Raw genomic sequence first — 12,427 nt, forward strand, 5'->3', positions numbered from 1 at the left:
CCGGGGCGCGAGCATCATTCAATGCGCCCCCGACGCCGCCCCGCCACCCCCGCCCTTCGCCACCTTCGTAATCCAGATCAGCGGAATGATCAGAATGAAGATCACCGCCGAGATCAGAAAGATATCGTTGAGTCCCATCATCGCGGCTTGCGAGTTGACGGTGAAATTGAACATGCCGCGCGCCTGCGCTTCACTCACGTCGAGCGTCGATTGCGATAGCCCGAGCGACTGCAAAAACGCCGGATTGTAGACATTCGCCTGCTCGGTGAGCCGCTCGTGATGCAGCGCGATGCGGTTGTCCCACGCATTGCCCGCGAGCGACGTTCCTACCGCGCCGCAAAACACCCGCGCGAAATTCGACAGCCCCGCCGCCGCGGGAATCTTCGACGGCGGCAAGCCCGATAGCACGATCGCCGTGAGCGGCACGAAGAACATCGCCATCGGAATGCCTTGCAGCAGCGTCGGCAAGACCAGATGCCACGTATCGATCTCGATCACGTACTTCGAGCGCAGCCAGAACACGAACGCGAAGCCGACGAACGCCGCCGTCGCGATGATGCGCGCGTCGCTGCGCGGCAGCACCTTGCCCATGATCGGCGCGAGGATCACGGCGAAAATGCCGAGCGGCGCGGTGACGAGCCCGGCGTCGATCGACCGGTAATTCAGATACTGCTGCATCCATTGCGGCAGCAACACGAGATTGCCGAAGAACACGCCGTACGCGACCGAAATCGCCACCGTGCCGCCGAAGAAATTGCGCCCGGCAAAAAGCCGCAAATCGACGACGGGATTCTTGTCCGTCAGCTCCCACACGACGAAGAACGCGAACGCGATCACCGCGACGATCGCCAGCACGACGATCAGCGGCGACGAGAACCAGTCGAGATCGCGGCCCTTGTCGAGCATGATCTGCAGCGAAGCGACCCACGAGACGAGCAGCAGAAGACCGATCACGTCGATCGGCGCCTTGCGCGTCGGCGATTCGCGGTCGCGGTAGATGATCCACGTCACGCCCGCCGCGAAGATGCCCACCGGAATGTTGATATAGAAGATCCACGACCACGAATAGCTGTCCGTGATCCAGCCGCCGAGCGCGGGACCGGCGATCGGGCCGACGGTCGCGGTCATCGCCCACAGCGAGAGCGCCATCGACGCCTTCTCTTTCGGATACGAGCCGAGCAGGATCGCCTGCGACAGCGGAATCAGCGGCCCGGCGACCGCGCCCTGCAACACGCGCGCGAAGAGCAGCACCGGCAGATTCGGCGCGAGCCCGCACAGCCACGACGACAGCACGAACATCAGGATCGCGCCGACGAAAAGACGCACCTGCCCGAGCCGCTGCGTGAGCCAGCCGGTCAGCGGAATGGAGACGGCGTTCGACGCCGCGAACACGGTGATGACCCACGTGCCCTCGTTGACGGACACGCCGAGATTGCCGGAGATCGTCGGGATCGCGACATTGGCGATCGACGAATCCAGCACGTTCATGAACGTCGCGAGCGCCACCGCGAAGGTGGCGAGAACGAGCTTGCCGCCTTCGAGCGGCGGTGGCGCGGACGGTGAGGGTGACGGTGCGGCGGCGGGTTTGGGCGTCGTCGGCGTGCTCATGCGGCTTCCATGCTTGAGGCCGCCAGCTTGCAAGACGCGGCTGGCGGCCGGAAAAGATCAAGCCGCCAGTGTGCCTGCGCTCAAAAAAAGCTGCTTACTTCGCCGAAATATCGATATCGCCCAGATACTTCTTTGCGTACTTGTCGATGGTGCCGTCCGCCTTGACCTTCTCGATCGCCGCGTTGAGCTTGGTCTTGAGCGCATCGTCGCCCTTGCGGATGCCATAGGCGATGCCGCTGCCGAGAATTTTGTCGTCGCGCACGGGCGCACCGGCGAACGCGAAGCCTTCGCCGTCCGGCTTCGACAGGAAGCCGCTCTGTCCCGCGGGCGCGAGCACGAGCGTCGCGTCGAGACGGCCGGACTTCAGATCGGCGTAGACCTGGTTCTGATCCTGATACGGCACGACCTTCACGCCGTCGTTTTCCCAGTGCGCCTTCGCGAACGTCTCCTGAATCGAGCCTTGCAGCACGCCGACGCTCTTGCCCTTCAGCGATGCCGACGTCGGCTCGATGCCGCTGCCCTTCTTCGCGATGAGCTGCGTCGGCACGCGATACACGACCGTCGTGAAATCGATCGCCTGGCGGCGCTGCTCGGTCGCGTTCATCGCCGAGTTGATCGCGTCGAACTTGCGGCCCTGCAGCGCGGGGATCAGGCCGTCGAACGAGGTCTCGACCCATTTGCACTGCATTTTCGCGGCGGCGCACACGGCATTGCCGACGTCGATGTCGAGCCCTTGCAACTCGCCCGTCGACGATTTCGATTCGAACGGCGGATATTGCGCTTCGAGGCCGAAGCGCAGCGTATCGGCGGCAAGCGCGGCGCCGCTTGTGAACGTGCATGCGAGGAACAGCGCGCTGGCGATGTGGTTCAGTTTCATCGTGTTGGTCTCCAGGAAATCGTCAGATCGAGCAAAGGCGGCGCGCGCCTTCGATGAGCGTGTCGTCGTCCTTCGCGAACGAAAGACGGATCACGCGGTTGTCGGTGCCGTCGGTATAGAACGCCGACAGCGGAATCGTCGCGACGCGCGCCTCGCGAATCAGGCGCAGCACGAAATCGCTGTCGCCTTGATCGGAAATCGCGTCGTAACGCGCCAGCATGAAGAAACTGCCCGCACTCGGCAACAACTCGAAGCGCGATGCTTTCAGCGATTCTGCGAGCAGATCGCGCTTGTGCTGATAGAACGGCCCGAGATTCAGATAGCTCGATTCATCCGCGAGCGCTTCGGCGAAGGCCATTTGCATCGGCGTATCGGCGGAGAAGGTCATGAACTGGTGAATCTTGCGGATTTCCGCCGTCAGCGCGGCGGGCGCGAGACAGTAGCCGACGCGCCAGCCCGTTACGTGATACGACTTGCCGAACGACGACACGATGACGCTGCGCTCGGCCAGCGCCGGATAACGCGCCATGCCGTGATGCAGCGCGCCGTCGAATACGACGTGCTCGTAGACTTCGTCCGACAGCACGATGATCTTCGTGTCGCGCGTGAGCGCCGCGAGCCGCTCGACGTCGGCGGATGTGAACGCGCTGCCCGTCGGGTTGTGCGGCGTGTTGACGAGGATCATGCGCGTCTTCGGCGTGATCGCGGCGGCGACCTCGTCCCAGTCGATGCGGAAATCCTGCGGCGAGAGCTTGATCGCGACGGGCTTCGCGCCCTGCAACTGCACGATCGGCGCGTAACTGTCGAACGATGGTTCGAAGTAAATCACTTCGTCGCCGGGATGCACGAGCGCGCTGATCGTCGCGTACAGGCCTTCGCTCGCGCTCGCGACGACGGTGACTTCCGTGCCCGGATCGTAGGTTGCGCCGTAGAGCTTCTGCGTTTTCACGGCGATGGCTTCGCGAAGCGCGAGCACGCCGGACATCGGCGAGTACTGGTTATGTCCTGCCCGCATGGCTCGCTCGACGCCTTCGATGAGCTTCGAATCGCACGCGAAGTTCGGCGCGCCTTGCGACAGGTTGAGCGCGTGATGCTCGTCAGCCAACTGGCCGATGACGGTAAAAATGGTCGTGCCGACGTTCGGCAGCTTCGACTCGGGAATGCAGGCGCTTTGCACGGCGGATGTCTCCGGAATTGCGGTTCGACGAAAATCTGCCGTCGATTCAACCGCAGCAATAAAGCGCGGACAATCGAAACTTTGTCATACTAGCCATGCTTGCAGATCATGGCTATATGTCAAAAACCCGATGAAACCCCTGCCTTCCCTCGACGTGCTCAAAACCTTTCTGGTGGTAGCGCAGAAACTGAATTTCACGCGCGCGGCCGAGGTGCTGAACGTGACGCAGGGCGCGGTCAGCCGTCAGATCGCCGGGCTGGAGGCGCATCTCGGTTATGCGCTTTTCACGCGGCAGGCGCGCGGGCTCGCGCTCACGCATCATGGCGCGTTGCTGGTCGCGCCGTTGCAGCAGGCGTTCGGACAGATCGACGATGCCCTCGCGAAAGGCGGCGCGCAATCCGGCATTCTGCGCGTGAAGTGCCCGACCTGCGCGATGCGCTGGGTGCTGCCGCGCGTGATCCGCCTGCAGAACGAGCGGCCCGAACTGGTCGTGGAAGTGACGGCGTCGGTGGCGCATGGCGTCGAATTCAGCGCGGAGCAGTTCGACGCAGCGATCGTCTTCGGCGCGGCGCCGTCGGGGAAGGGCGCGAGCGTGCATCATCTTTTCGATGAAGTGCTGACGCCGGTTTGCGCGCCTGAATTGTGGAAGCCTAAGAAGAACGCCTCGCCAACACCCGACGATCTCGCCGGGAAAACGCTGCTGCATCCAACGCGCGACCGCCGCGACTGGCTACTGTGGCTCGGCGCTTACGGTTACGCCGGCCTGCCGTCGACGAAAGCGCAGCATTTCGACACGCTCGATCTGGCGATTTCGTCGGCGATGCAGGGTTTGGGCGTGACGATCGGCGACCTCTCGCTGATCGAAGAAGACCTGCGCGCCAGGCGCGTCATCGCGCCGTTTTCGCTGTGCGTGCCGAGCGGCGCGGCGTACTACCTCGTGTATCCGGAGCGGCCCGCGCCGTCGCCCGCGTTGCAGCAGTTCGCGCAATGGCTTGCCGATGAGGCGGCGCACACGCGTGAAAATCTTCGTCGCAATCTTTGATCCGCTGCGGGTTATGGGTTAAGCACATCCTGCAGAACGTAGAACTATTCCTAAACGGCCGATGTTTGAGTTTCTTCGACTCATGGAAACTCCGTATTAAGAATAGGAATCTGCGAAAGAACTGCGAAGGATTCGGCCCACTACAATCCGCACACAAAAGATGACAGGCTGCGACAGCCGCCGCCTGCGAACAGACGGAGATGCCTGGGTGCGACTCAGATCCTTCGCTTCATACGGCCCGAGCGCGAGTGCCTATGCCCGGGCGTGAAATCAACGGACACCGGCAATCCGGCGAAGCCACGTCTGCCGACAATCTGAAACGTCCGCTGCGGCCGGCGTGCGCGCGGTTCGCGAGATGCGGACGGACGAGCCTGCGCATACGCCTGCTTCTTTGGCTGCTCGCGCCGCTTGCCCTTTTCGTGCTGATTACATCGATCGCTTCGTACGATTCCGCGTGCCGCACGGCGGACATGATGGAGGACGCGGCGCTCCTTGCCTCCGCACGGACCATCGGCGATGGCATCGAGTGGTCCGATCGCGAACTCACCGTCAAGATCGTGCCAGCGGCCCTCGAAATGTTCGAGTCGCCATATCGGGATCGCGTGTATTACAAGGTCGTCGCCGAACGCGGCCGATTGCTCGGCGGCAGGCCGGAGCTTCCGATGCCCGAGCGCGAAAGCTCACATCCCGTTTATTTCGACGCCGAGTTCGAGGGTACGAAGGTTCGCGCCATCTCTTATCCGCGTTTTCTGTTCGATGACGGCAAGGTGGTGGCGGCGCGGGTCATCGTCGCCAAGACGCGGGCTTCGCGGCATGCCATGCGCGATCAGCTATGGCGCCCGCAGTTGCTGCGCGCATGCGTGATGCTCGCGCTGGTCGCCGCGCTCGTTCCGCTCGGTCTCGCGGCCGCGCTCCGTCCGCTGATGCGCCTGAAGGACGACCTCGCCGGGCGCTCGCCGCTGGAAATCGATCCGATGCGCGCGCAAGCTTTGCCACGCGAACTCCGGCCGATCGTCGACGCCCTCAATCAATGCATCGCGCAAGTCAGGCATCACGCGCGGACACAGCGCGATTTCGTGTCCGATGCGGCGCATCAGCTCAGCACGCCGCTCACGCTTCTCGACACTCAGATCCAATACGCTTGCCTGAACTGCGGCGGCGAGCGCGCATGCGAGATCGCGCTCAAGAGCGCGGGCCGGAGCATGAAAAAGATGAAAGCCGTAACGAAGCAACTGCTGATGCTCGCGCAGGCAGAGTCCACGCCCGAACCCATACGAACGATGACGGACATGACGGATGTCGTCGAGTCCGTGCTCGAAGAACTGATCGTGCTGGCGCAGCGGCGTGATATCGACCTTGGCGCAGCAACCGAACCGGGCACGATGGTGGCCGGCAACGCGGCGCTGCTGTCCGCGCTCGTGTCGAACCTCGTCGACAACGCCATTCGCTACACGCAGCCGGGCGGGCGCGTCACCGTGATCGTCAGGCGTTCGCACGAGCAGGTTCTGTTGCAGGTGGTCGACAACGGTCCGGGGCTTTCCGCCGAGGCACGCGCGCATGTGTTCGAGCGCTTCTATCGCGCGTCTGCTTTTACCGATGGCACCGGGCTCGGGCTGCCGATCGTGCGGGAGATCGCGCTGCGCCACGGCGGCACCGTCACGCTCGGGGCGGGCTACGCGCGTGCAGGATTGTCCGTGTCGGTCAGGCTGCCCGCATGGTCCGGCGGGGACATCCGATGAAGCTGCTGCTCGTCGAAGACAACGCCGAGCTGGCGCACTGGATCGTGAGTCTGTTGAAGGCGGATTCTTTCATCGTCGATCATGTGCCGAACGCGGAATGCGCCACGTCGATCCTCAATCAATGCACCTACGATGTCGTGTTGCTGGACATGCGCCTGCCCGCGATGAGCGGCAAGGAACTGCTCGGACGGCTGCGGCGCCGCGGCGACACCGTGCCCGTACTGATGCTGACCGCGCACGGATCGATCGAGGACAAGGTGGAATGCTTCGCAGCGGGCGCGGACGATTTCGTCGTCAAGCCTTTCGATGCGCGTGAACTGGTGGCCCGCATCAAGGCTCTGGTGCGTCGTCAGAGCGCGCAGAAAGCCGTCGCGCTGATGTGCGGCGATCTCCGGTATGCATTCGCCACGCGCGAGTTCAGCTATCGGGGCGCGCCCATTTCGCTGCGACGTCGCGAGCACGCGATTCTCGAAGCGCTGATCCTGCGGCAGGACAAGACCGTGTCGAAGTCGATGCTGATGGAATGCATCTTCAGTCTCGACGATGTCGCCAGCGCCGATGCCATCGACATCTATATTCATCGCTTGCGCAAGCGGCTGGCCGAAACGAACGCGCAGATCATGACGTTGCGCGGTCTCGGCTATATCCTGCGCGCACGCGAAGAATGATCGATGTGTGCGCTCGGTGACAATACTTAGATATGCGTAGCACGCGCGATAGCGCCGTGAAAGATTCGAGCGGCTAGGATGCGTTTCATGTTCCGCGACAAGCGCGAATGATGCGCTGACCGGAACAGTCGGACGTCATGTGCGCGTGAATCGCGTTTCACTTCTTGACATGGCGCGCCGGACCATTGCGACCACTATCGGGGGTGCATGAAGTTATGTCGATCAACATTCTGGTTGTTGCTTTTCTGCTCGCAGCGGCGGTCATGCTGTGCTGTTCGATCGTGGAGTACGTCGCGGTCTTGAGAATCATCCGGGACGACGCGCCCTTGCCGCAGACGCCGCGTGGACCGCTGGCGAAATCCGACCGGTTCTTCTGTCTCAGCGCGCTTCTGTGTTTCGTTTCGCTGGCTTGTCTTCTGCTTGTCGATTGAACGCCACGAGGAGTCGAGACGATGTCGAACACGAAAATACGAAGGCTCCCGAAACCGTCGCGAGACCGGAACGCCAGAATCTACTGGCTGCCGATGCCGCGCGTCGAGGCGGACAAAGTCATCCTTCAATGCCGGATCGCACTCGAATCGGTCAAGCGTGGCCGGGCGAGTCTGATCGAGGCGCAGTGCATCGCGCAGGCCGTGCTGCTGTCGGGACTCTTGACCGAGGCGGGCTTCGGCATTCTGGACCGCGCGACGCTCGATGAAGTGCAGGGCGACGTGCTCGCGTTGCTCGACCGCGGCCTGACGGTCGGCGACTGGCGCCTTCCCGCGACTGCGGTGCCGCGGCTCACTGCGGTGATCAACGAGCACGACCGGCAGATGAGAGAAGTGTGTCTTTCAGCGGTCATCGAATGCAACGAGCATCTCGAACGTTTCATCGCGACGTTGCCGCGCCCGAGCGATTCGCCCACGCATTGAAACGCTTCGCGCGGGCGGCCGCGCGAAGCGTTTCGATCACATGCCGTGCTTCGTCACGACCGATTCCCACTGCCCGTTCTTCACCTGATACAGCGTCGACGATGCGTTCTTCAACGCGCCGTTGTCGTCGAACGCGATCGGCCCCGTGATGCCGTCGAACTTGTTGGTCTTCAGCACCGGCCGGTACACGTTCGGATCGATGGAATTGGCTTTCTGCATCGCGTTGATCGCGGCCCACGCGGCGTCGTAGCCGAACGGCGCATACGACAGGATCGCGACGCCGAAGCGCTTCTGGAACTTCTCGCTGAATGCCTTGCCTTCGGGCGGCTTGTCGAGCGGGCTGCCGTATTCCCACGCCTGCGCGCCCTCGGCGGCGTCGCCGGCGAGCTTGAGGAAATCCGCGTCCATCACGCCGCCGCCGCCCACGAACTGCGCGTTCATGCCGAGCTGCTTCATCCGCTTGACGACCGCCGCCGCCTGCCGGTCGAGGCCGCCGAAGAAGATCAGATCCGCGTTGGTCGACTTGATGCGCGTCAGTTGCGCGCTGAAATCGACGGTCTGATTGTCGCTGTATTCGCGCGTGACGATCGTGCCGCCTTTCGCCTTCACCGCCTTCTCGAACTCGTCGGCCTCGCCCTGACCGAAGGCCGTGCGATCGTCGATGATCGCGATGCGCTTCGCCTTCGTCGTCGTCACCGCGTAGACGCCGGCGTTGCCCGCGTTCTGCGCGTCGCTGGAAATCACCGTGAACATGTTCGCGAGGCCGCGCGTCGTGATGGTGGGATTGGTCGCGGCGGGATCGATCGTCGGGATGCCGGCGTTGTTGTAGATCGGCGATGCGGGCAGCGTCGTGCCCGAATTGAAGTGTCCGACGACGACGACCACGCCATCGTCGACGAGCTTCTGCGCCGCCTGCACGCCGACGCGCGGATCGGCCTGATCGTCTTCCGCGCGGATCTCGAACTTGGCCGTCTTGCCACCGATCGTGATCTTTTTCGCGTTGGCTTCATCGAGCGCGAGCTGCACGCCGTTCTGGAGATCCTTCCCGTAACCCGCGTTCGCGCCGGTCAGCGGCGCCGCGAAACCCACTTTCACCGGAAGTTCGTCGGCGCTCGCGGCAAAAGGCACGGCGCCGAGCGTGGCCGCGGCGCACGCCACGAGCCATGCCAAAGGTCTGGTACGGAAGCGCATGGTTTTCCCTCTCCTTTTTGATCTGGCAAATCGAAATCGAATGGAACGCCCTGGCATCGGACAAGCGAAATGTAGGGAGCCAATTTCGGCGCGTCTTGGTGTTTAGTCGCGCGTCCGATGCGGATTTCGGCATAGGCCCGATACGCCGCGATCTCAACCCCATGGCGGCTTCGGGCGTTTCGCCGATGCGCCGCGCGCGACGATTCCCGACCATCCGCGAGACGCTGCTATCGGGCCGATTGAATCCCGCCGCTTGACAAAGTGCATATGCACAAATATTCTGCGTGGCATGACTTCCAACTCTTCTCCTCTCGACTGCAACTGTTTTGCGATCCGTCAGGCGGCGCGTTATGTGTCGCAAATGTACGAGCGGCATTTGAGCGTAGCGGGCATCACGGCGGCGCAGTTCACGATTCTCGCGGCGATCGGGCGCAAGCCCGGCGTGCAGATGCTCGAACTCGCCGATTCGATGGTGATGGACCGCACGACGCTCGTGCGTGCGCTCAAGCCCTTGCAGCGCGACGGTCTCGTCGAAGCGGCGCAGGAATCGGCGAGTTCGCGCGCGGTCGGCTTGCGTCTCACGGCAACCGGCAAGGAAACGCTCGTGAAGGCAGCGGCGCAATGGCGCGCGGCGCAGGCGGAATTCGAAACGAAGTTCGGCGAGAAACGCGCGAAGGCATTGCGCCAGTCGCTGTTCGAATTGACGACGATGGAGTGAGTTGATCAAGCGCTGGCTCGCCGCGTGCGAGCCTTTTATTCATCGGCATTAGTGCGTATGCACAATCAAGCGGAGCAAATCATGCAGGTCAAAGGAAAAGTGGTACTCGTCACCGGCGCCAATCGCGGGCTCGGCAAGCAATTTGCGAAGTCGTTGATCGAAGCGGGCGCGGCGAAGGTTTATGCGGCCGCGCGCGATCCGAAGAGCGTCGACATTCCGGGCGTCGAAGCGATCCGCCTCGACGTGACGAACGCCGCCGACATCGCGGAAGCAGCGGCGACCTACACCGACGTCCAAGTGATCGTCAACAACGCGGGCGTGACGACGCGCGGCTTGCTCGTCGATCCGGCATCGACGCAAGGCATTCGCGATCTGCTCGAAATCAACACGTTCGGCCCCATCGCGCTCACGCAGGCATTCGCGCCCGTGCTGAAGAAGAACGGCGGCGGCGCGGTCATCAACGTTCTTTCGGTGCTGAGCTGGGTCTCGTTGCCGGCGGGCGGCGCGTATCACATCTCGAAGGCGGCGGCGTGGGCGGCCACGAACGCCCTGCGCGAGGAATTGCGCGAGCAGGGCACGCTCGTCGTGGCGGCGCATCCCGGTTACATCGATACCGACATGACCGCGCAAGTCACCGCGCCGAAATCGACGCCGGAACATGTCGTGCGCGAAGTGCTCGCGGCGGTGGAGAAGAATCAGGAAGAAGTGCTCGTCGATGACACCGGGCGCGCGGTCAAGCAATCGCTGTCGACCGACGCCCCCATCTACCTCACCGGCATTCCGCGCTGATCGGAGGCTCGCCATGTTTGCGCAGGACATCGTGTTGTGTCATCCGGTGCGTACGGCGATCGGCGCGTTCGGCGGCTCGCTGAAGGACACGCCGGCCGTCGATCTGGGCGCGGCCGTCATCGCGGAAACGTTGCGGCGCGCGGGTTCGGCGCTCGATCCGTCATCGGTGGATTCGGTCGTGTTCGGCAACGTCATTCAGGCGGGCAACCGCATGAATCCGGCGCGACAGGCGTCGGTCGGCGGCGGCGTGCCGGTTTCCGTGCCCGCGCTGACGGTCAATCGCGTGTGCGGCTCCGGCGCGCAGGCCGTGGCGACGGCGGCGACGGAAATCGCGGCGGGCGTCTCGCGGCTTGCCATCGCGGGCGGCATGGAGAACATGGACCGCGCGCCGTATCTGCTCGATGGCGGTCGTCGCGGTTATCGCATGGGCAACGCGCAGATCTACGACAGCCTGCTGCGCGACGGTCTCGTCGATGCGTTCTCGGGCGAGCATTCGGGCTGGCACACGGAAGATCTCGTGTCGAAGTTCGATATCACGCGCGAGGCGCAGGATCGCTGGGCCGAGCGCTCGCAGCAGTCGTTTGCGGCGGCGCAGAAGGACGGCGCGTTCGATGCGGAAATCGTCGGCGTCGATGTGAAGGCGGGCAAGGAAACCGTTGCGTTTGCGCGCGATGAGCAGCCGCGTCCCGACACGAATTTCGCGGCGCTGGAGAAATTGCGTCCGGCATTCCGTCCCAACGGCACGATTACGGCCGGCAATGCGCCGGGGCTGAACAGCGGCGCATCGGCGATGATCGTGACGAGCCGCAACGAAGCGGACGCGCGCGGCATCGAACCGTTCGTGCGCCTGGCGGCGTTCGGCGTCGCGGCCGTCGAGCCGGGGATGTTCGGGCTCGGTCCGGTGCCCGCCGTGCAGCAGGCGTTGCAGCGCGCGGGATGGACGCTCGGCGATGTCGAGCGCTTCGAGATCAACGAAGCGTTCGCGGCGGTGCCGATCGCGGTGGCGCGAACGCTCGGCGTGCCCGACGACATCGTCAACGTCGAAGGCGGCGCGATCGCGCACGGTCATCCGATCGGCGCGACGGGCGCCGTGCTGACGACGCGCCTCGCCCACGCGATGCGCCGCGACGGCGTGAAGCGCGCGATCGTGACGCTGTGCATCGGCGGCGGGCAGGGCATCGCGCTCGCGCTGGAAGCGATCGCGTAGGCGTTCGCGTCAGCGCTTCGCGTTCTTCTGCATGTCATCGAAACCCGCCGCGGCTTGCTGCACGTCCGGCGGGAAATCGTCCATCTCCATGACCTGCCGCACTTCGATCATCTCCGTATCCGATCCGGGGCAACGCTTCGCCCATTCGATCGCTTCCTCGCGCGACTTCACCTGGACCATCCAGTAGCCGCCGAGCACTTCCTTCGCTTCGGCGAACGGTCCGTCGATGACGCGCGGCTTGCCGCCTTCGAACGTGACGCGCGCGCCCATCGACGGCGGATGCAGTCCGTCGAGCGCGAGCAGCACGCCGGCCTTCTGCAATTCCTCGTTGTATTTCATCATTGCGGCGACGGCTTCGGCGCTCGGCATCGTGCCCGGTTCGGCGCTTTCGTAGCCGCGCGGAATCATCAGCATCATGAATCGCATGTGGATCGCTCCTGGAAGTTGGTGCATTTATCGAGCGTCTTCGGTACGCTCACACCTAACGACGAGCAACATGA

General features: G+C 63.7%; 14 protein-coding genes. 9 read left to right on the top strand and 5 right to left on the bottom strand.

Going from position 1 to position 12,427, the window contains the following annotated elements; all coding sequences use genetic code 11:
• Positions 1-18: 18 nt before the first annotated feature.
• From BG60_RS24435 to BG60_RS24445, 3 genes are all read right to left on the bottom strand, one after another.
• A complete protein-coding gene (locus BG60_RS24435; RefSeq protein ID WP_008354125.1) occupies positions 19-1,608 on the bottom strand; it encodes a DHA2 family efflux MFS transporter permease subunit in 1,590 nt (529 codons plus the stop codon).
• A gap of 94 nt (positions 1,609-1,702) precedes the next feature.
• Positions 1,703-2,485, bottom strand: a complete 783-nt coding sequence (locus BG60_RS24440; RefSeq protein ID WP_008354124.1) for an ABC transporter substrate-binding protein — start codon at positions 2,483-2,485, stop codon at positions 1,703-1,705.
• 22 nt (positions 2,486-2,507) lie between these two features.
• Positions 2,508-3,662: a methionine aminotransferase gene (locus BG60_RS24445; protein WP_008354122.1), complete on the bottom strand. Its 1,155-nt coding sequence runs from the start codon at positions 3,660-3,662 to the stop codon at positions 2,508-2,510.
• Between the two features lie 130 nt (positions 3,663-3,792).
• On the opposite strand from BG60_RS24445, the gene BG60_RS24450 reads away from it, so the two are divergent.
• The 5 genes from BG60_RS24450 to BG60_RS24470 all read left to right on the top strand — a co-directional run bounded on the left by BG60_RS24450 (position 3,793) and on the right by BG60_RS24470 (position 8,022).
• Positions 3,793-4,704 (top strand): LysR substrate-binding domain-containing protein, encoded by a 912-nt coding sequence (locus BG60_RS24450; protein ID WP_034473137.1) that lies wholly within the window; start codon positions 3,793-3,795, stop codon positions 4,702-4,704.
• Between the two features lie 254 nt (positions 4,705-4,958).
• Complete coding sequence (locus BG60_RS24455) at positions 4,959-6,443, top strand: sensor histidine kinase (protein WP_008354120.1); 1,485 nt, start codon at positions 4,959-4,961, stop codon at positions 6,441-6,443.
• Positions 6,440-7,111: a response regulator gene (locus tag BG60_RS24460; RefSeq protein ID WP_008354119.1), complete on the top strand. Its 672-nt coding sequence runs from the start codon at positions 6,440-6,442 to the stop codon at positions 7,109-7,111. Before BG60_RS24455 ends, BG60_RS24460 begins: the two co-directional genes overlap by 4 nt.
• A 215-nt stretch (positions 7,112-7,326) precedes the next feature.
• A complete protein-coding gene (locus tag BG60_RS24465) occupies positions 7,327-7,542 on the top strand; it encodes a hypothetical protein (protein WP_008354118.1) in 216 nt (71 codons plus the stop codon).
• 21 nt (positions 7,543-7,563) lie between these two features.
• On the top strand, positions 7,564-8,022 hold the full coding sequence (locus BG60_RS24470; RefSeq protein WP_241484884.1) for a Fis family transcriptional regulator: 459 nt from the start codon (positions 7,564-7,566) through the stop codon (positions 8,020-8,022).
• A 36-nt stretch (positions 8,023-8,058) separates the two neighbouring features.
• On the opposite strand, the gene BG60_RS24475 is transcribed toward BG60_RS24470, so the two are convergent.
• Entirely contained in the window at positions 8,059-9,213 is a 1,155-nt protein-coding gene (locus tag BG60_RS24475) for a branched-chain amino acid ABC transporter substrate-binding protein (protein ID WP_034473139.1), read from the bottom strand.
• On the opposite strand from BG60_RS24475, the gene BG60_RS38315 reads away from it, so the two are divergent.
• The 4 genes from BG60_RS38315 to BG60_RS24490 all read left to right on the top strand — a co-directional run bounded on the left by BG60_RS38315 (position 9,186) and on the right by BG60_RS24490 (position 11,927).
• Positions 9,186-9,470, top strand: a complete 285-nt coding sequence (locus BG60_RS38315) for a hypothetical protein (RefSeq protein WP_144403747.1) — start codon at positions 9,186-9,188, stop codon at positions 9,468-9,470. The two genes, BG60_RS24475 and BG60_RS38315, sit on opposite strands and share 28 nt — an antisense overlap.
• Before the next feature lie 32 nt (positions 9,471-9,502).
• A complete protein-coding gene (locus BG60_RS24480; RefSeq protein ID WP_033536665.1) occupies positions 9,503-9,931 on the top strand; it encodes a MarR family winged helix-turn-helix transcriptional regulator in 429 nt (142 codons plus the stop codon).
• An 81-nt stretch (positions 9,932-10,012) separates the two neighbouring features.
• Positions 10,013-10,720 (top strand): SDR family oxidoreductase, encoded by a 708-nt coding sequence (locus tag BG60_RS24485; RefSeq protein ID WP_033536683.1) that lies wholly within the window; start codon positions 10,013-10,015, stop codon positions 10,718-10,720.
• Positions 10,721-10,733: 13 nt separating this feature from the next.
• Positions 10,734-11,927: a thiolase family protein gene (locus BG60_RS24490; protein WP_008354112.1), complete on the top strand. Its 1,194-nt coding sequence runs from the start codon at positions 10,734-10,736 to the stop codon at positions 11,925-11,927.
• Positions 11,928-11,936: 9 nt separating this feature from the next.
• On the opposite strand, the gene BG60_RS24495 is transcribed toward BG60_RS24490, so the two are convergent.
• Positions 11,937-12,353, bottom strand: coding sequence for a YciI family protein (locus BG60_RS24495; protein ID WP_008354111.1), 417 nt, complete (start codon positions 12,351-12,353; stop codon positions 11,937-11,939).
• Positions 12,354-12,427 lie beyond the last annotated feature (74 nt).

It is taken from the genome of Caballeronia zhejiangensis (assembly GCF_000698575.1).
Taxonomy (GTDB): domain Bacteria; phylum Pseudomonadota; class Gammaproteobacteria; order Burkholderiales; family Burkholderiaceae; genus Caballeronia; species Caballeronia zhejiangensis.

Coding starts and splice junctions, on each gene's coding strand:
- BG60_RS24485 (WP_033536683.1), top strand. CDS start 10,013: ATGCAGGTCAAAGGAAAAGTGGTACTCGTCACCGGCGCCAATCGCGGG.
- BG60_RS24460 (WP_008354119.1), top strand. CDS start 6,440: ATGAAGCTGCTGCTCGTCGAAGACAACGCCGAGCTGGCGCACTGGATC.
- BG60_RS24480 (WP_033536665.1), top strand. CDS start 9,503: ATGACTTCCAACTCTTCTCCTCTCGACTGCAACTGTTTTGCGATCCGT.
- BG60_RS24455 (WP_008354120.1), top strand. CDS start 4,959: ATGCCCGGGCGTGAAATCAACGGACACCGGCAATCCGGCGAAGCCACG.
- BG60_RS24435 (WP_008354125.1), bottom strand. CDS start 1,608: ATGAGCACGCCGACGACGCCCAAACCCGCCGCCGCACCGTCACCCTCA.
- BG60_RS24440 (WP_008354124.1), bottom strand. CDS start 2,485: ATGAAACTGAACCACATCGCCAGCGCGCTGTTCCTCGCATGCACGTTC.
- BG60_RS24490 (WP_008354112.1), top strand. CDS start 10,734: ATGTTTGCGCAGGACATCGTGTTGTGTCATCCGGTGCGTACGGCGATC.
- BG60_RS38315 (WP_144403747.1), top strand. CDS start 9,186: ATGCCAAAGGTCTGGTACGGAAGCGCATGGTTTTCCCTCTCCTTTTTG.
- BG60_RS24450 (WP_034473137.1), top strand. CDS start 3,793: ATGAAACCCCTGCCTTCCCTCGACGTGCTCAAAACCTTTCTGGTGGTA.
- BG60_RS24465 (WP_008354118.1), top strand. CDS start 7,327: ATGTCGATCAACATTCTGGTTGTTGCTTTTCTGCTCGCAGCGGCGGTC.
- BG60_RS24470 (WP_241484884.1), top strand. CDS start 7,564: ATGTCGAACACGAAAATACGAAGGCTCCCGAAACCGTCGCGAGACCGG.
- BG60_RS24475 (WP_034473139.1), bottom strand. CDS start 9,213: ATGCGCTTCCGTACCAGACCTTTGGCATGGCTCGTGGCGTGCGCCGCG.
- BG60_RS24495 (WP_008354111.1), bottom strand. CDS start 12,353: ATGCGATTCATGATGCTGATGATTCCGCGCGGCTACGAAAGCGCCGAA.